The sequence below is a fragment of the Sporosarcina sp. FA9 genome (assembly GCF_051550205.1).
In the GTDB taxonomy this organism is placed as follows: domain Bacteria; phylum Bacillota; class Bacilli; order Bacillales_A; family Planococcaceae; genus Sporosarcina.
This window is the reverse complement of record NZ_CP188819.1, coordinates 556,906-572,917: the sequence shown is the minus strand read 5'-3', so window position 1 is coordinate 572,917 and position 16,012 is coordinate 556,906. Positions and strand designations below refer to the sequence as shown.

Sequence of the window (16,012 nt, the reverse complement as noted above, 5' to 3'; positions counted from 1 at the left end):
GAAGCCTATTCCCTTTGACTCTATCATATCTGATTTAATGCACGAATAGATCGGACGTTTGCATGAAATTCATATCGGTCTCAAGCCTTAGAATGCATGTAAAATAGATTGTTGGTCCCGGTTGGGTGGTGCGCAGGCACGGCTCACTGTGGGATGTCCGCTCTTTCTCTTCGAATGTCAGCCCTTTTGATGAAGATGTCCGCTCTTTCATGGGATGAGTTTGGAGTATCTGTGCAAGATTTATTATTAACCATAAGCGTGTCGCAAAACTGATGAAGGAAATTAACATTAAATCTAAAATTAGGGCTGTAAAATCCGAAAAAGTAGAGAACATCAATTGTGTTGGATTCGCTCCTTCTAACCTTCTTGAACGTCATTTTGACACGATGCTGCCGAACCGTAAATGGGGACCGAATATGTCTTAGCTGTTTATTAAGGATGTAAAGTTCTATTTCTCAGCAATCATGGATCTATTCAACCAAGAAATAATTGTTTTCGTTATCAGTGATAGCCCGAATCTTAAACTGATTGAGAATTAACTTTATACAACTCTAAAACTAGAGATTTAACTAATTTGAAAATCGGCATTATCCCAAGCATGTCGCGGAAGGCTAACTGCTGGAACAACGCCGTTATTGAGGGCTTCTTTTCTCATCTTAAGACAGAATTTTCTTATCTGTTACCAATCCACTTATCTGAACAGATGCGGGAGGATTTACCGAAATTCATCCAATACTTAAACGGTGAACGTAGCCAAAAAAGACTGGGTTATTTAACGCGGATTTCATTTATGAACACACAGTTAGAAGCGATTTAACCGACAATTATAGATTGTTCGAAAATTAAGGGCTTGACCACTGACACCTCAATTCAAGAATCGCATTTACGAACTTTCATGTTCTTCGATTATCCGCATTGCAATGCCTGTTAACTCATGATGTTCAGTAAATCGCTCACTGAGCATATCGGTAAGAATATGTTCTAGAAAGTATTCTACACAGTTCATATTTTGGAACAGCAGTATTGTCCTTAATGCTTCTTCGAAAATCTCTAAAAACAATGGCTCCGGATTATCCTTTTGAATCTCACCAAATGATTCATAAAGCAAATCAATTTTATCAGCAACGGATAATATCTGCCCCTCCAATGTTTCATCTTTACCTTCTTTAAGCCGCTCCAAATAAATGTCTTGAAACTCTGCTGGAAATTCCTTTTCGACAAATTTCCTCGTCATCTCTTCTTCTACTTCACTGAATAGTTGCTTCAATTCTTTCGAAGCATATTTTACAGGCGTCTTAATATCCCCCGTAAAAAGTTCCGCGTAATCATGGTTCAATGCTTTTTCATATAGTTGTTTCCAATCCACTTCCTGTCCAGATTCCTCTTCAACTGTACCAAGGAACTGAGCAATTTTTACCACTTTAAATGAGTGACTCGCGACAGAATGTTCCTGATATTTGAACTTTCCTGGACAACGAATAATTTGTTCTAAATCAGATAAGCTTTTAAAATATTGATGTACACCCACCATATTCATCACCTTTCTATATTTATTGGGGTTATGGTAAGAAAATCCAATCATACAGACGAACATTATTTACGACTATAATAACACTTATGTTTACGCTTTTTCAACAGGGCTGTGTTCACTTTCAGCGTTATCCTATATTACTTTCCCTTAACCGGATTAAAGTATACAGAAGAGGTTTAGTGATAGGTGCCTGTGTTAGACGCAAATTCAACACAATTCCGAATAGCGTCTAAGAATATACGGAACAGAAGTTTTTTTACTAATTAATCCTTCAAATCCACTTGTTATATGTACGTACTTTTCTGCCATCTGGGGGTGCATCCAAGTAATTTCTTCTGGAAATGAAATATTTATTTCTCCACCGATTATTTTCCCACCAAAAGTAAAGAAGACCGCAAGATGTCCTCTTTCTTCAAAAAATGCTTCGCTCACGTTAAAAACACCATCTATTTGTACATCCAACCCTGTTTCTTCTTTTACTTCATGAATAGCAGCTTCCTCAAGCATTTCCCCCTTCTTCACAGCTCCTCCTGAAAGTGTATAGTAAGATTAGTTTCATGCATAGGTGCCTAAAAAATACAGCAGGAAACCTTTTTTATAAAGGAATGCAATGACATTTAAGTGTCGAGCGGCAATTTTCTTTGGAAAAAAACGTTTGCGGTAAAGCTTATCATAAGCTTTTTTAAGATCATGCCATTGCGTACAATTTTTCTTTTGTCTAAAACGTGCGACATCAATGATCTTTATCTCGCCATTAGAAGTGATAAAAATGTTTCGCAAGTGAATATCAGAAGGATTTAATCCCTGAGCTAAAGCTAATGATAGTGCATAATCGATTTCATTTATATGAGCTGACGTGATGAGCTTTCCGTACGAAATACATTCAAAAAGTGTGAGCCCTTCAATGTAATCCATGACAATATAATTCAATCCTGAGTCATGAATGGATGGGTAATAGGAGATATTTTGAAGTGTTTTATAAATTTCAGCCTCTTCTTTTGCAATATAAGTAAATCCAGGAAAAAATATTTTAATTGCTTTATTTGATGACTTTATTCTGAAAACAAAGGCACTTCTCCCTGTCCCAACGAGCTTTAGAGAATCATCGTAGCTAATCAGACGATTTCTCTTGTTAATGATAACCGTATTTGCAAGTTCTTGAAAAGTATTCAAGGGTTGTCCTCCAGTATATTATAAGAAATAAAGAAGAGACGCTATAACCAGTATTTGGTCATAGCGCCTCTAGAAATTAAAAGACCTCACCAAATAAACGGTAAGGTCTCGCAAACAACGATAGTTGCCAACAAAGCCGAGGGTTCAAACCCTGTGCTGACGACTTTGCTGTATAGCTACTCCCCTTAAAGGAAGTTAAATATTTATTTTTGTAGGCTTAGTATAAGTGCTATTTGTTTAGGAGTCAATTATCTTCATTTCCACGATTTTTTCTTTTTGCACTTTTAGTGATAGGTGCCTATGTAAGACGCAAATACAACACAATTCAGAACAGCGTCTGGTGCACAGGCATTGCTCACTTGATTATACTGTAAGGACAACTTTACCCTGAGCGTGACCTTCCTGGAAATATTTGAATGCTTCAGATACCTCACTTAACTTATACCGTTTATCAATTACTGGTTTTATTTTGCCAGTCTCAAGCAATTCTTTTACATAAATTAAATCTTTTTGGTTTGCTCTCTGTAAGAGGTTACTTATTTTCTTACTTCCAGTCATTGAAATAAAAGGTCCAAGAACTAAAGATTGAAACATTTGGGATTCGGCTCCACCTACGTGAACAAAATTCCCATTTGGTTTTAATGCGCGTTTATAAGCTGAAATGGAATTAGACCCGTTAACACCAAGAATCAAATCATAACGCTCCTTTTTTTGGGTGAAATCCTCTTTTGTATAATCAATGATCTGGTCTGCTCCTATTGAATGCACTATTTCTAAATTTCTTGTACTACATACACCTGTTACTTCAGCCCCAAATGACTTAGCTATTTGTACTGCGAAAGTACCGACACCCCCAGATGCCCCATAAATTAATACCTTCTGTCCCGACTTAATCTTACCTTTATCACGTAGTCCCTGTAAGGCTGTCACACTTGCCATAGGTGTGGCAGCAGCTTCCTCGAAGGAGATGTTGGTTGGCTTTAAAGCTAAAGCAAATTCCGGGACAGACACATATTCAGCAAAACCACCCCAGCCACAACTAGAAAGGTCACCGAATACCTCATCACCTGGTTGAAACTGCTTAACATTCTTGCCAATAGCTTCAACAACACCGGCAATGTCACCTCCCGGTATAGTGTATTTTGGTCTCAGTAGCCCGAAAGCAATGCGAGCTAAGAACGGTTTGCCTTTCAAAAGAACCAAGTTACTAAAGTTCAAAGATGCTGAATGAACTTTTACCAATACTTGATTCTCTAAAGGCATTGGTTTTTCAATCTCTATTAATTCAAGTACATCAGGTGATCCATATTTGTTGCAAACTATAGCTTTCATAAAATCCCCCCATTTCCTTAGATTTATTTGTATTAACAAAGGCTTGAAAGATTCATAACCAAAAATAGTAAAGTGTTATTATTAATACGCAATAACGAGTTAAAAGATTCGGAGATTATTTGAAATTGGGAGTGTTCCGTGAGGTTGTGCTCAAAAAGGGCAACGTGTCAATACGGCAAAATATAAAGGAATAAAACATATACAAATTAAATAAAATGAGTACGGGAAGAAATGAGGTGATTGCATATTAGAAAAGTTAGTATGAAAACCGCTGTAAATATGGGGATGTATTTTTACTCTTTGACATTCTTAATACAAGTTCTTATTATTAGTGGGATTATTCCATTTACATGGGTTAATGGTGGAAGGTCAGAATCCTTAGAAACTCAGCTACCAATATCTATTATCAATATCATTATTTCTATTATAGGTGGAGTTTTTACGCTACTTGTCGGTGGAAATAGGTTATATAAATACAAAAGAGGAATAACCATTATGTGTTGGTTTTTTGTAGCACTTTGGTCTTTCGGGTTTATACAACAGTTGTTAGGTACATCTTTTGAAAAAATGGTTATGTCGTTACTATTGCTTCTTGGTGTCCTCTCGAACATTCGTATGGCGATTGAAAAAAGATGAGCTGTAAACACTATTATTAAAACATGAATCCAAGGGACTCTTTGTGAGTCCCTTTCCGCGTCTGTACCTGTAGTGATAGGTGCCTATCCAAGACGAAAATCCAACACAACTTATGAATATATCTCGGTCTTATTCTTCGGTGTGGTTGGCGGATTGTCAGAATAGTGTCCGAATTATAAAGGGGACTGTCACCCCCACAACGGGTTGTCCGCTCTTTTCACAGGATGAGTGTGTAGTATCTATACAAGAAACAACACCTCTTGTATTCAAAAAACATCCGCCAACCGGAAACCCGATTGGCGGATGTTTATTACTTATACAAGTACGCATGACTTTTTTGAATCAACATTACTTCTAATCAAAATCCAATTACTTAGCCATTGTACCCCCATCGATAGGAAGTGCGACGCCTGTAATATATGAAGCTTGATCTGAACATAACCAAACCGCAGCGTTTGCCTGGTCACTTGCTTCTCCCATACGTCCCAAAGGAATGTTATTCTCCATATATGCGAACTGATCAGGTGACTCTTTTGCCCACGCTTCAACCGCAGCTGTTCGTGTCATTCCTGGACAAATCGCATTAACACGAATTCCTTTCTTACCATATTCCAGCGCAACGGACTTTGTTAAACCGATAACTGCCGATTTTGCCGCACTATAGCTGGCTTGGTTTTCCTCACCACGGAGGCCAGAAAGAGAAGCCGTATTAACAATTGCGCCGCCACCCGTTTCAAGCATTGCCGCAATTTCATGTTTCAATGAATAGTACATTCCCGTTGCCGTCACTTGAAGGCAACGATCCCAATGAGCAGATTCAGTTTCAGCAATAGGTTTTGAAGGACCCCCGATACCAGCATTATTATGCGCCCAGTCAAGTCGTCCGTACAGTTCAACCGTTTGCTTGACTAAGTCGATTACATTTTGTTCACTTGTAACATTACAGAAAATGAAAGACGCTTCTCCGCCAGCTTCTTTAATAAGGCGAACTGTTTCGTTTCCAGCCTCTTCATTCATATCCGAAACGACAACTTTTGCACCTTGAGCAGCAAAAGCAAGTGCACTTGCACGTCCAATTCCATCACCCGATGCCGTAATTATTCCCACTTTATCTTGTAATAACTTTGTCATTAAGATAACCCCCAATATATAATTTGTGTTGCTTTTACCATCCACAATCGTCTAGACAAGCCTGAGATATTTCCAAAACCTTCTCCCAATCACCTTACTTTTAAATAATCAATGAAAATACTTTTGACGATCGCTAGCTGATTGCTTGGCACCACATCAGCCTCTAGATGAGGGATATTTTCAAATAAAGATAGTTTCCTGGAAAACAAAGAAAATGCATTTATTATGGAAGTTAAGACGTCTCCAGTTGGTATATCCCCTCGAATAGAACCGTCCCGTTTTCCTTCTTCAATGATAATAGAGAAAACATCCGAGATTTCCCTATGCGCATCATTGTATTTGGCCATATCGTCAAGCGGCACAAATTGAAGAGCAGCGTAACTTTCAAAAGCTTCAATTAGTTGCGTGTACCCTAAATTCTCCGGATTAAGTTGAGATGTAAAATAATCAAACAATCTCTCAATCTTTTCAAGAGAAGAAACATTTAGCTGAGCAATCGTTTGAAATGCATGGAAGTACCTTCCCAAAATATTTACCGCGACCGCCACAATCAGCATGTCTTTTTTGGGGAAGTAGCGAAATAGAGTAGCGATGCCTATACCTTCTTCATCTGCTATTTCTTGCATAGTCGTTTTTTCAAAGCCTTTAATACTGAAAACTTTTTCTGCAGACTCAGTAATTTTAATCTTCCGTTTGCTTTTTCCATCCAAGCGTTCTTTATCCCATCGAATATTAGAATCTATATCAACAACACCCCTTTTAAAACTTCTAATTGTCATTATGGTGATAAACATCTGTCTACGTTTCAATTTACTTAAGTATGAAAACAACAATTACCGGAATAGAAAGACATGTGATAGTTTCACTATCAATATACTGTTTATTCAAATTTAAGTCAAGGGTTTAGAAATCGGTACCTGGTAATAAACAACAACGAACATAATTGATTAAAAACACAAAAGAGATAAGCTATTGCAACAAATTGTCTGAATAGACCCTCCCACAGGTTCGTAAGATTTTGTCTATTTAAGAATATGCATACTTCCATAACTATCAGGGTATAGATTGAATGATATATAAGAGGAGAGTGCTACATATGAAAGCTATCGTTATAAAACAATATGGTGGGTCAGAACAACTTGTTGAGAAGGAACTTCAAAAACCGGTAATTCAAGATAATCAAGTGTTGATTGAAATGCATGCAACATCAATCAATCCAATTGACTGGAAAGTACGGGAAGGTTATTTGAAAGAAATGATTCCATTCGAATTTCCGCTCATTTTAGGTTGGGATGCAGCAGGCGTTGTGAGTGAAGTAGGCGGTAAAGTGACGAATTTCAAAGTAGGAGACGAGGTATTTGCACGTCCAGCTATGCCAAGCGGGACTTATAGTGAATATGTTGCGGTTGAAGAAGAGTTAGTCGCTTTAAAACCAAAGAGTCTGAGCTTTGAAGAAGCAGCTTCTGTCCCACTTGCAGGATTAACGGCTTGGCAGTGTCTCGTTGATTTTGGACAGATCAAAGAGGGAGATAGGGTATTAATTCATGCGGGATCAGGCGGTGTAGGGAGTTTTGCAATCCAAATCGCAAAAAGTTTCGGAGCTCATGTTCTTTCAACTGCTAGCGGTAAGAATGAAGCCTTCTTGAAAGAACTTGGTGTTGATGAATTCATTAACTATGAAACAACTGATTTCACTGAAGTAGTGCAGAACGTTGATCTTGTAGTCGATACAATGGGCGGTGAGATTCTAGATAAAAGCCTAAGTGTTGTAAAAAAAGGTGGTCGTCTTGTTTCAATCTCGGGAGAGCCAGATGCAGAAAAGGCAGAGGCCAATGAAATTACAGCTGAGTCACTTTGGCTTAATCCAAATGGTAAGCAACTCGCCGAACTTGGTGAATTAATGGAACAAGGCAAGGTTAAGGCACATATTGGTCATACATTTCCACTTACAGCTGAGGGATTACGTGAAGCACATGAGTTAAGTGCGACACACCACGCTAAAGGGAAGATTGTAATTGTAGTAAAATAACACTTTAAAGTTGGGGCTTTAAGAAAAGCATAGTTCGCTGTGCTTTTTTGTTTTGGTGTACTTGTGCAATATAGCCCTTTTTATGAAGGTGTCCCCGCTTTTATGGGATGTCCGCTCTTTTCTTCGGTTTGTCCGCTCTTTCTGTTCGAATGTCCGCTCTATTGATGAAGATGTCCGCCCTTTCACGGGATGTAAGCTCTTTAATTAGTGTGAAGCACCTGTACAAGAAACAAAAAAGTCTTCCCGCCAATTACTTGGTTTGAAGACTTTCAATTACTAATTTACACCTAATTTGGGAGCACCCGATTGTTTACACATTATAATAAGATGCATTTTATAGCATATAACCAATAAACTCCTCATACTTTCGTGCATAGGTCCCAAAATTTACAACTAAATCAATTTAACCTTTTAACTTCATAATCGTTTCTTTATCCAAATCAGTTACTTTACTAATCACATCAATAGACAGGCCTTCCGCCAGCATTTTAAGTACTAGTGCCTCTTTCCCCTGCTCTATCCCTTTTCGAATCCCCCGTTCCTCCCAGGAATTAGGTAACTTTGTGAACTCTTCAGCATTTTCCAAATGACTGATTTCTCGCATAAGTTCTTCCTCCTCTTCTTCCGTTAGTGTTAAATACTTTTCAAAAAAGTCGTTGATAAATCTCGCGCGTGCAGGGTTCAGTTCCATCATTTTTAACATGCGCAAACACCCTGGATCCTCGTGGATAAAGTGAACGGTACCCGATGTAAGATCACTCTCACATCGGGTACTTTTCTGTTTCTAACTAAATCAATTTAACCTTTTAACTTCATAATCGTTTCTTTATCCAAATCAGTTACTTTACTAATCACATCAATAGACAGGCCTTCCGCCAGCATTTTAAGTACTACTGCCTCTCTCTCCTGCTCTATTCCCTGCTCTATTCCCTGTTCTATTCCCTGCTCTATTCCCTGCTCTATTCCTTTTCGAATCCCCCGTTCCTCCCAGGAATTAGGTAACTTTGTGAACTCTTCGGGGTTTTCTGAATGACTGATTTCTCGCATGAGTTCTTCCTCCTCTTCTTCCGTTAGTGTTAAATATTTTTCAAAAAAGTCGTTGATAAATCTCGCACGTGCTGGGTTCAGTTCCATTTTCACTAGCATACGCAAAAACTCCATTTTAACTTGAACTTTTTCTTCTTCCTTATAGCCCATTTTACTTAACAACGCTGCGGCTACCGGATTGTCCGATTCTAAATAGTCTCGCCAGTTTTTCTTCTTTAATTCGAGCATTAGGAAGTCGAATGTTAAGACGTGAAAGAACGGAAATCCGATGGTAAACTGATTTTGCTCCAAATGTTTATCATCATAACTAAAAACCGCAATTGGTAAAATAGGCTGTCTGTATTTATTATATAGCAAACTAAAATAGAGATACATCCGTTTGTGAAAATCTATTTGGTGGGTACTTTGAGGTTCCACATGAACAATAATTAGCGTATCTACCTCTTTCAATTTCGCCTCAATGACAACATCCACTCGTCGATTTTCGCCGTCAATTAAATCCGTATAGAGTTCTTCAGACATCGGTTTGATGGACTCAAAATCAATCCCTGCATGAACTTCTGGGAAAAACACTTCCAGAAATTCGACAAAAAAGTTGTTGATGAGTTCTTTAAAAATCTGATCATGTTTTCCGCGTTTTCCCACTTCTTCTGGAGTTGCTTCTAGAGCATCGTAGGGCTTCGTGGATTCTTTCACAAATGCCATTACAGCCATCTTCACACACCCTTTTTTCAAAGTTCTGATGCATTCACCTAGGTGTAATTCTATATAGTATACTTTATTTTCTGTCAACTCGGGAGCAGGACGTCCATTCCTATCTCTAGTTTAGTACAGGCGAGAAATCCTGTAAATTGCATCAAGAACCCCACAATTTCAATTTGGCCCGAAATCAGGCTTCATAATTGAAATATGAACCAGGCATTTATCAATTAATTAACCACGAACCCACGGCCACAAAGGTTCGACGGGTAAACGTACGATGTGCCAAAATTTAATTTTACAAAGCTCTAGGGTACTAGATGCCAGTGCAAGCCGAAAGTTAAACACAATTCCGAATAGTGTCTGATTTGTAGAGGGGACTGTCACCAAACACAACTTTTACAAACTTGCGATATATCGGAATTGTGTGATAAGATGAAATTATTCGTAGAAGAAAACAGAGGACATACTCTTATCATCAAGTATTTAAAGTAAAACACGTACTCGTTCCGAAAATTAAATTGTTTAAGGGGTAGTTTGAAGATGATGACGGAGAATAAGGAACAAACGATATTTGGCCACGCTGGAAATAAAATAAAAACAGACAGAGAGATTGATATAATCACAAGATTAGAAGAACCATTAATAGTGGTTTTGGATAATGTTTTAAGTAATGAAGAATGCGATGAACTAATCAGATTGTCAAAGGACAAAATGCAACGTTCAAAAATTGGCTCGACACGTGATGTAAATGAACTGAGAACGAGTAGCAGTATGTTTTTTCAAGAAAGTGAAAACGAAATTGTTACTAGAGTTGAAAAAAGAATCTCAATTATTATGAATATCCCCATTGAACACGCGGAAGGCCTTCAGATCCTTCGGTATACTCCTGGTCAAGAGTACAAAGCCCATCATGATTTTTTTGCATCAACAAGTAAAACAGCACAAAACAATAGAATTAGTACGCTTATTATGTACTTAAATGATGTAGAACAAGGTGGAGAAACTTTATTTCCAAAACTGGATATTTCAGTAACACCCAAAAAGGGTATGGCTGTTTATTTCGAGTATTTCTATACCGATAAAGATTTAAACGAGTTAACGTTACATGCTGGAGCACCTGTTATAACTGGCGAGAAGTGGGTCGCAACGCAATGGATGAGAAAACAAAAAATCAGATAACCTCCATTATTCCCCTGAATATAATTAAATAATAGTGTAACCATTGTTTTCAGATCCTCCTCTTTGCTGGGGGTGGTACTTCTCCTATACCCTGAAAACAATGGATTTTCCATTTTCCTACTATCTATTCACATAATAGGTAACTAAAATCAATCTTTTTTAATGAATTAACGATGCTCTCAAATTAGTGATGCCATTTTCCAAATAACCCTTCAAACAAGTTAACATATAAACCCAACCTTCTTTTTGCCCCATCATTTTATTTATTATTTCGGGGTCGTCTTCCTTCAAACCCGTTTCGTTCACTTCAATAATGGTACTCGTAGCATCCAACTCTTTAAATGTAATGGCAACAACCGTTTCACCCCAAGAGAAAACAATTTTCTTATTCTCCTCAACTTCCAATACATGAATAATGCCTTCTGCATTGTATTCATCATATTTCCACGTAATTGTCTTACCTTGTTCCACTCTTCCGGTTCCCGATGAAAACCAATAATTAGACATTTTTGCGGGGTCTACAATGGCTTCGAATACCTCATGAGCCGGTTTAAGTATTTTAAACTTCGTAGTTACTTGAGTATCCATACTGCATCCACTCCCATTCATTATATTTAAGGATACTTTCATTATAACGTAATTGAATGCAGTTTTTTGAAGTACCTGTGCAAGAATTTACTTTCATGCACAGCTAATTTAAGTTTAATTTTCAAATGAACATCCCAGCAATTGCAGCAATTAATAACGAAGCTAACATTCCTGCTGCGGCTGAGCGGATGCCAAGTTTGGCAATGTCAGGGCGCGACTTGGTGCAAGAGAACCCAGCCCACCCAACATTCCGTTCATTATAGTAATTAGCGCAATGAACGCCAATCACATCGCACCTACATTCAAAGCAAGCTTTAATCCATCCATCTGATTATCTGGCCAAACAACTACTCGAAATTCTTCATCAACGCTCAGCCACTTACAGATGATATAGTATAGTTATCTTGGAAATACTTAGGAGTGATTTAATGTTTATAAAGAAACCCGAATTATTAATTGTTTCGCTACTCAGCTTATTTCTTTTAGCGGCATGCACGAATGAGCCTTCACCGACAAATGAAGGACAACAAATAGACGAACAAAAGCCGAAGAATGAATTCGAAACAGCCGTGAAGGAGAAAAATGCAGAGTTAGAACGTGGACCACTAGAACTGACAAGCTACGGCGAAGAAGTTGGTGCTAAGTTAGCACAACCGACCTACGATAATTTTGCCGTTAATGAATTTCTAACGGTTGAAGGAACTGTTGAACAGCATGAACAATTAAAAGAAAAGTATGTATGGATAAAGATTCACTTCAGTGGAGATACAATTTCTGACCAATCACTAGAATACTATGCGCCAATAAAAGATGGGAAGTTTAAACAAAAGGCAACCCTTTTCAATGGCGAAGGAGAATATCGCGTAAAAGTACTACTTCCAAGTAAAGATCGAAATAATTATTACTATGATTTAGCTACATTCAATGTTTTCAATGTAAATCCAGCCAGCCATCGTGATATTACATATAGTACCTTTGCCCAAGATGCAAATTTAACCATTCAAAATCCAGACAGTGGATATGTAATAAAAAATGAGGGATTCACACTTGAAGGAAAAATCAGTGCAACTGAAAATCATAATGAAATAATGATTGAACTCAAAAAAGACGGAGAAACTTGGAAGCATATTATTCCCGTTAAAAATAATAAATTCACTTATGACATCCCTTTATTTTACGGGAAAGGGGTCCATCAATTAAAAGTCTACATTCCTGACGTGAAGAAAAGTGGCTATTATCAGGAAGGAACAACCCTTTATATCGACAACGAGTCCGACCTTATTACAGATCCAATTACATTAAGTACCGCCTATGATGAAAGAGGCATTACGCTCGATTCACCGACTTACGGCGGAGAAGAAACGGAACTCACTTATCATGTAAAGGGTGCAATTGACAAAAATGCGCCTTTCGCAAGAGAGACAACGCATCTTTACATTACGACTAAAAAGGATGGCGAAGAAGCACTGGCTGTTATTCCTGTTAATGAGTACAGGTTCGATGACGAATTCTACTTGCGTTTCGGGCCCGGCACATATGAAGTAATTGTTAGTGTTCCTGAAATAAAGGAAGAAAACAGTAGTAAATTTTATTACCAAGGAGTGGCGAAGTTCTCGGTTGAAAACACAGCGACTGAGGATCAACGTGATTTATTACCTTCACGGGGCGTTCAATCAGATTCACCTGAAATCATTGCGATAGCAAATGATCTCATAAAAGATACAATGTCAGATCGTGAAAAAGCAAAAGCGGTTTATGAATATACCGCTAAAACAATATCCTATGATGTAGAAAAGTTGAAAAATGACGCGTTTGATTGGGATGACAGTGCATTAAAAGTACTCAATTTAAAAACCGGAGTTTGTCAAGATTATGCCTACCTAGCCATTGCCATACTCCGTGCCGGTGGGATGGAAGCAAGGTATATAGCAGGTACTGCCGGATCGGGTTTTAATCATGCCCGCCACGCATGGGTGGAAGTAAAGGTAGACAATGAGTGGCTGACAATGGACCCAACATGGGGTTCCGGTTATGTAGACAAAGGTATATTTGTAGCGAATTATAAAGAAGACTACTTCGATCCAACTGAAGAAGCATTCAAATCACACTTCCGAGTTGGAGTAGAGTATTAAAACCGTAAAAAACGGTACCAGGTTCTGAAACGATTCTAAGTTGTTTTAGAATCTGGTACCCGAAATTTAAGAGTAAAGCATATTCTTTAATGGAGTGCAATCAGAACAGGAGGGAATGTATGTATGTTTTGAAGAAAATCGGATTAATTGCTTTAGGTGCAATTCTACTGCTCCTTACAGCTTGTACCGAAATACCAAAGCCAACGCCAGAACTAGAACCTACACCAGTACTAGAACCTGAACCAACACCGGAACTCGAACCGCAAGATGGGCAGTCAGAAGAAGAGGATCAGCCGGGTGAAGGGGTTCCTCCTACAGCCTTGGAAGCTGCAACAACAGTCTTAAGGGCGCTTAAGAATGGAGACATGAAAACAGTAGCGGCTTGGGCGTCTAGAAAAGGGGTGCGGTTTTCACCGTATGCTTATGTGGATACGAAAACGGATCTTGTATTTTCAAGGGATGAGCTAGAGGGGTTGATGGGAGATCCTACTGAACGTATATGGCGAACGTACCCAGGATCGGGTGATTTGATTGAACTGACATTCAAGGAGTACTACAACCAGTTCATCTATGATGCTGATTTTATGTCGGATGCTGAAGTTTCGGTGAACGAAATGCTTGGCGAGAGCACAACAATTAACAATTTAAATGAAGTGTATCCAAAAGAGAGCCACAATTTCGTTGAATATTATATCGATGGGTTCGATCCAGTTTATGAGGGAATGGATTGGCGCAGCCTATGTCTCGTTTTTGAGAAGATAGGAGACGATTCGGCACTTGTGGGCATTATTCATAATCAATGGACGCCGTAATCGTTTCAAAAAGTATCAGAAATTAAAATACGGTACCAGTACATTTTGATAAAATGACAACGCTCGAGTTTACAAAAAGGACTGGGTGGCACAATGGCCATCCAGTCCTTTTTGGTACTTAGAACATCATTTTTAAATGAACATCCCGGCAATTGCAGCACTTAATAACGACGCTAACATTCCTGCTGCGACCGCTCGAATGCCCAGTTTGGCAATGTCCGGGCGGCGACTTGGTGCAAGAGAACCCAGTCCGCCAATCAGAATTGCGAGTGAACTTAAATTCGCAAATCCACACAGCGCAAAGCTTACAATAATTACTGTTTTAGGGCTGAGAGAAGGTATTTCAGGTGCAAATGCCGCATAAGCGACAAATTCGTTCAACACAAGTTTTTGACCTATGAATCCCCCTGCAGTAATCGCCTCCGACCAAGGAACGCCGATTACAAACGCAAGCGGTGCAAACAAAACGCCAAGAATTCCCTCAACCGTCAACGATTTAAAGCCAAAGATATTACCGAGCCCGCCCAACATTCCGTTCATTAAAGCAATAAGCCCAATGAACGCCAGCAACATCGCACCGACATTCAAGGCAAGTTTTAATCCATCCCCTGCCCCGCGCGCCGCCGCATCGATGACGTTCGCCGATTGCTGATCTTTTTCCATGTCGAAGGTTGTTATTTCCGGGCTTTCTGTTTCCGGAATGAAAATCTTCGCCATTATCAGTCCTGCCGGTGCAGCCATAAAACTTGCCGCTAATAAATACTCAAGAGGGACGCCTAAAAGTGCGTACCCTGCAAGAACAGAACCGGCGATAGACGCAAGTCCACCCGTCATGACTGCAAAAAGCTCTGACTTCGTCATATTTGCTATAAACGGCCGAATGACAAGCGGAGCTTCCGTCTGACCGACGAATATATTCGCTGCCGCTGACACCGATTCCGCCTTACTCGTGCCAAGCAGTTTCGATAATGCGCCTCCGATCAGTTTGATAACCACCTGCATAATTCCAAGATAATATAACACTGAAATCAAGGAAGAAAAGAATATAATGATGGTCAACACTTGGAACGCAAAGACGAAACCGAATCCTTCAATATCCGCTGCCGGACCAAAAAGAAATGCGACTCCATCTCCGGCATAGTTAATGACATTTTGTACGAGTCCGGAAAACGCTTTTAACCCGGCTCTCCCCGCTTCCCACTTCAATACGACGAATGCAAACGTCACTTGTATGATTAAACCAACGACAATAGTCCGGTAATTAATCGATTTCTTCCCGTTAGAAAATAGAAATGCAATTCCTAACACAACCACTATCCCTAGAATTCCCCACAATATATTCAACAGCTACACCTCAAAAATGGAAGTTTTCCATTTATATTTTTCTTGCAAATACAACAATTCACACTATGTATTACCCACAATACTCGTCTGACGTCAGACGACTTAATGATTTTATCAAACGAAACGGCATAAGTAAATGAGTTGTATGGAAAACATGAAAAACTATGTTTTCTAAACCATTCAACCATTAGTGTTCCACATTTTTTGGAAACTACTCGTTCCAAATTTTACAGATTTTTTTTGTACCTGTGCCTGAAACTATACTAGAGATACACCACAGTTGAGTCATTTTCATAGAAGGTCAGATGGCATTGAAATGCGAATGTTGTTGGTTTCCGCTTCAGGTGGACGCTTTTGGTCGCAAAAGCCATTCTTC

Annotated in this window: 16 protein-coding genes and 2 pseudogenes; 7 read left to right on the top strand and 11 right to left on the bottom strand. The window is 38.9% G+C overall.

All coding sequences use genetic code 11. The features are described from left to right. Positions 1-272 precede the first annotated feature (272 nt). Both ACP8HH_RS02745 and ACP8HH_RS02740 read left to right on the top strand, forming a co-directional pair. The gene (locus tag ACP8HH_RS02745) at positions 273-425 is read left to right on the top strand and encodes a hypothetical protein (RefSeq protein WP_438315540.1); all 153 of its coding nucleotides are present in this window, start codon (positions 273-275) and stop codon (positions 423-425) included. A 149-nt stretch (positions 426-574) separates the two neighbouring features. After that, entirely contained in the window at positions 575-817 is a 243-nt protein-coding gene (locus ACP8HH_RS02740) for an IS3 family transposase (protein WP_438315537.1), read from the top strand. 66 nt (positions 818-883) lie between these two features. Here the strand turns inward: ACP8HH_RS02740 and ACP8HH_RS02735 are convergent, their stop codons facing one another. The 4 genes and pseudogenes from ACP8HH_RS02735 to ACP8HH_RS02720 form a co-directional block, all read right to left on the bottom strand. Continuing rightward, positions 884-1,528: a YfbR-like 5'-deoxynucleotidase gene (locus ACP8HH_RS02735; RefSeq protein WP_438315534.1), complete on the bottom strand. Its 645-nt coding sequence runs from the start codon at positions 1,526-1,528 to the stop codon at positions 884-886. Between the two features lie 210 nt (positions 1,529-1,738). Further along, positions 1,739-2,080: pseudogene (locus ACP8HH_RS02730) on the bottom strand (NUDIX hydrolase); the annotation flags it as partial. A 6-nt stretch (positions 2,081-2,086) separates the two neighbouring features. Continuing rightward, a complete protein-coding gene (locus ACP8HH_RS02725) occupies positions 2,087-2,704 on the bottom strand; it encodes a protein kinase family protein (RefSeq protein ID WP_438315531.1) in 618 nt (205 codons plus the stop codon). 363 nt (positions 2,705-3,067) lie between these two features. Beyond that, on the bottom strand, positions 3,068-4,036 hold the full coding sequence (locus tag ACP8HH_RS02720) for an NAD(P)-dependent alcohol dehydrogenase (protein ID WP_438315528.1): 969 nt from the start codon (positions 4,034-4,036) through the stop codon (positions 3,068-3,070). A 261-nt stretch (positions 4,037-4,297) separates the two neighbouring features. Here ACP8HH_RS02720 and ACP8HH_RS02715 point away from each other — a divergent pair, with 261 nt between their 5' ends. Next, on the top strand, positions 4,298-4,672 hold the full coding sequence (locus ACP8HH_RS02715; RefSeq protein ID WP_438315525.1) for a hypothetical protein: 375 nt from the start codon (positions 4,298-4,300) through the stop codon (positions 4,670-4,672). A 369-nt stretch (positions 4,673-5,041) separates the two neighbouring features. On the opposite strand, the gene ACP8HH_RS02710 is transcribed toward ACP8HH_RS02715, so the two are convergent. After that, positions 5,042-5,803 carry a glucose 1-dehydrogenase gene (locus tag ACP8HH_RS02710; RefSeq protein ID WP_438315522.1) on the bottom strand — a complete coding sequence of 254 codons (762 nt, stop codon included), beginning with the start codon at positions 5,801-5,803 and terminating at the stop codon, positions 5,042-5,044. Positions 5,804-5,892: 89 nt separating this feature from the next. After that, a complete protein-coding gene (locus ACP8HH_RS02705; protein ID WP_438315519.1) occupies positions 5,893-6,582 on the bottom strand; it encodes a TetR/AcrR family transcriptional regulator in 690 nt (229 codons plus the stop codon). A gap of 317 nt (positions 6,583-6,899) precedes the next feature. Between ACP8HH_RS02705 and ACP8HH_RS02700 the strand changes: the two genes are divergently transcribed. After that, a complete protein-coding gene (locus ACP8HH_RS02700; RefSeq protein WP_438315516.1) occupies positions 6,900-7,832 on the top strand; it encodes an NADP-dependent oxidoreductase in 933 nt (310 codons plus the stop codon). A gap of 403 nt (positions 7,833-8,235) precedes the next feature. On the opposite strand, the gene ACP8HH_RS02695 is transcribed toward ACP8HH_RS02700, so the two are convergent. Both ACP8HH_RS02695 and ACP8HH_RS02690 read right to left on the bottom strand, forming a co-directional pair. Then, positions 8,236-8,535 (bottom strand): hypothetical protein, encoded by a 300-nt coding sequence (locus tag ACP8HH_RS02695; protein ID WP_438315514.1) that lies wholly within the window; start codon positions 8,533-8,535, stop codon positions 8,236-8,238. Between the two features lie 95 nt (positions 8,536-8,630). Continuing rightward, positions 8,631-9,593 carry an Rpn family recombination-promoting nuclease/putative transposase gene (locus ACP8HH_RS02690; protein WP_438315511.1) on the bottom strand — a complete coding sequence of 321 codons (963 nt, stop codon included), beginning with the start codon at positions 9,591-9,593 and terminating at the stop codon, positions 8,631-8,633. A 528-nt stretch (positions 9,594-10,121) separates the two neighbouring features. Between ACP8HH_RS02690 and ACP8HH_RS02685 the strand changes: the two genes are divergently transcribed. Next, positions 10,122-10,760 carry a 2OG-Fe(II) oxygenase gene (locus ACP8HH_RS02685; protein ID WP_438315508.1) on the top strand — a complete coding sequence of 213 codons (639 nt, stop codon included), beginning with the start codon at positions 10,122-10,124 and terminating at the stop codon, positions 10,758-10,760. Between the two features lie 159 nt (positions 10,761-10,919). Here ACP8HH_RS02685 and ACP8HH_RS02680 read toward each other — a convergent pair whose 3' ends face one another. Together ACP8HH_RS02680 and ACP8HH_RS02675 are read right to left on the bottom strand one after the other, a co-directional pair. Next, on the bottom strand, positions 10,920-11,348 hold the full coding sequence (locus ACP8HH_RS02680; RefSeq protein WP_438315505.1) for an SRPBCC family protein: 429 nt from the start codon (positions 11,346-11,348) through the stop codon (positions 10,920-10,922). A gap of 121 nt (positions 11,349-11,469) precedes the next feature. Next, a pseudogene (locus ACP8HH_RS02675) lies at positions 11,470-11,597 on the bottom strand (nucleoside transporter C-terminal domain-containing protein); the annotation flags it as partial. Between the two features lie 179 nt (positions 11,598-11,776). Here ACP8HH_RS02675 and ACP8HH_RS02670 point away from each other — a divergent pair. Together ACP8HH_RS02670 and ACP8HH_RS02665 are read left to right on the top strand one after the other, a co-directional pair. Then, positions 11,777-13,480 carry a transglutaminase domain-containing protein gene (locus ACP8HH_RS02670; protein WP_438315502.1) on the top strand — a complete coding sequence of 568 codons (1,704 nt, stop codon included), beginning with the start codon at positions 11,777-11,779 and terminating at the stop codon, positions 13,478-13,480. A 119-nt stretch (positions 13,481-13,599) separates the two neighbouring features. Beyond that, a complete protein-coding gene (locus ACP8HH_RS02665) occupies positions 13,600-14,292 on the top strand; it encodes a hypothetical protein (protein WP_438315499.1) in 693 nt (230 codons plus the stop codon). Between the two features lie 132 nt (positions 14,293-14,424). Here the strand turns inward: ACP8HH_RS02665 and ACP8HH_RS02660 are convergent, their stop codons facing one another. Further along, positions 14,425-15,636 (bottom strand): NupC/NupG family nucleoside CNT transporter, encoded by a 1,212-nt coding sequence (locus ACP8HH_RS02660; protein WP_438315496.1) that lies wholly within the window; start codon positions 15,634-15,636, stop codon positions 14,425-14,427. Positions 15,637-16,012: the final 376 nt, after the last annotated feature.

Bases quoted from the DNA above. Each gene is read 5' to 3' on its own strand.
- ACP8HH_RS02685 (WP_438315508.1), top strand. From the start codon at position 10,122: ATGATGACGGAGAATAAGGAACAAACGATATTTGGCCACGCTGGAAAT.
- ACP8HH_RS02690 (WP_438315511.1), bottom strand. From the start codon at position 9,593: ATGGCTGTAATGGCATTTGTGAAAGAATCCACGAAGCCCTACGATGCT.
- ACP8HH_RS02680 (WP_438315505.1), bottom strand. From the start codon at position 11,348: ATGGATACTCAAGTAACTACGAAGTTTAAAATACTTAAACCGGCTCAT.
- ACP8HH_RS02700 (WP_438315516.1), top strand. From the start codon at position 6,900: ATGAAAGCTATCGTTATAAAACAATATGGTGGGTCAGAACAACTTGTT.
- ACP8HH_RS02710 (WP_438315522.1), bottom strand. From the start codon at position 5,803: ATGACAAAGTTATTACAAGATAAAGTGGGAATAATTACGGCATCGGGT.
- ACP8HH_RS02745 (WP_438315540.1), top strand. From the start codon at position 273: ATGAAGGAAATTAACATTAAATCTAAAATTAGGGCTGTAAAATCCGAA.
- ACP8HH_RS02670 (WP_438315502.1), top strand. From the start codon at position 11,777: ATGTTTATAAAGAAACCCGAATTATTAATTGTTTCGCTACTCAGCTTA.
- ACP8HH_RS02705 (WP_438315519.1), bottom strand. From the start codon at position 6,582: ATGACAATTAGAAGTTTTAAAAGGGGTGTTGTTGATATAGATTCTAAT.
- ACP8HH_RS02715 (WP_438315525.1), top strand. From the start codon at position 4,298: ATGAAAACCGCTGTAAATATGGGGATGTATTTTTACTCTTTGACATTC.
- ACP8HH_RS02720 (WP_438315528.1), bottom strand. From the start codon at position 4,036: ATGAAAGCTATAGTTTGCAACAAATATGGATCACCTGATGTACTTGAA.
- ACP8HH_RS02695 (WP_438315514.1), bottom strand. From the start codon at position 8,535: ATGTTAAAAATGATGGAACTGAACCCTGCACGCGCGAGATTTATCAAC.
- ACP8HH_RS02665 (WP_438315499.1), top strand. From the start codon at position 13,600: ATGTATGTTTTGAAGAAAATCGGATTAATTGCTTTAGGTGCAATTCTA.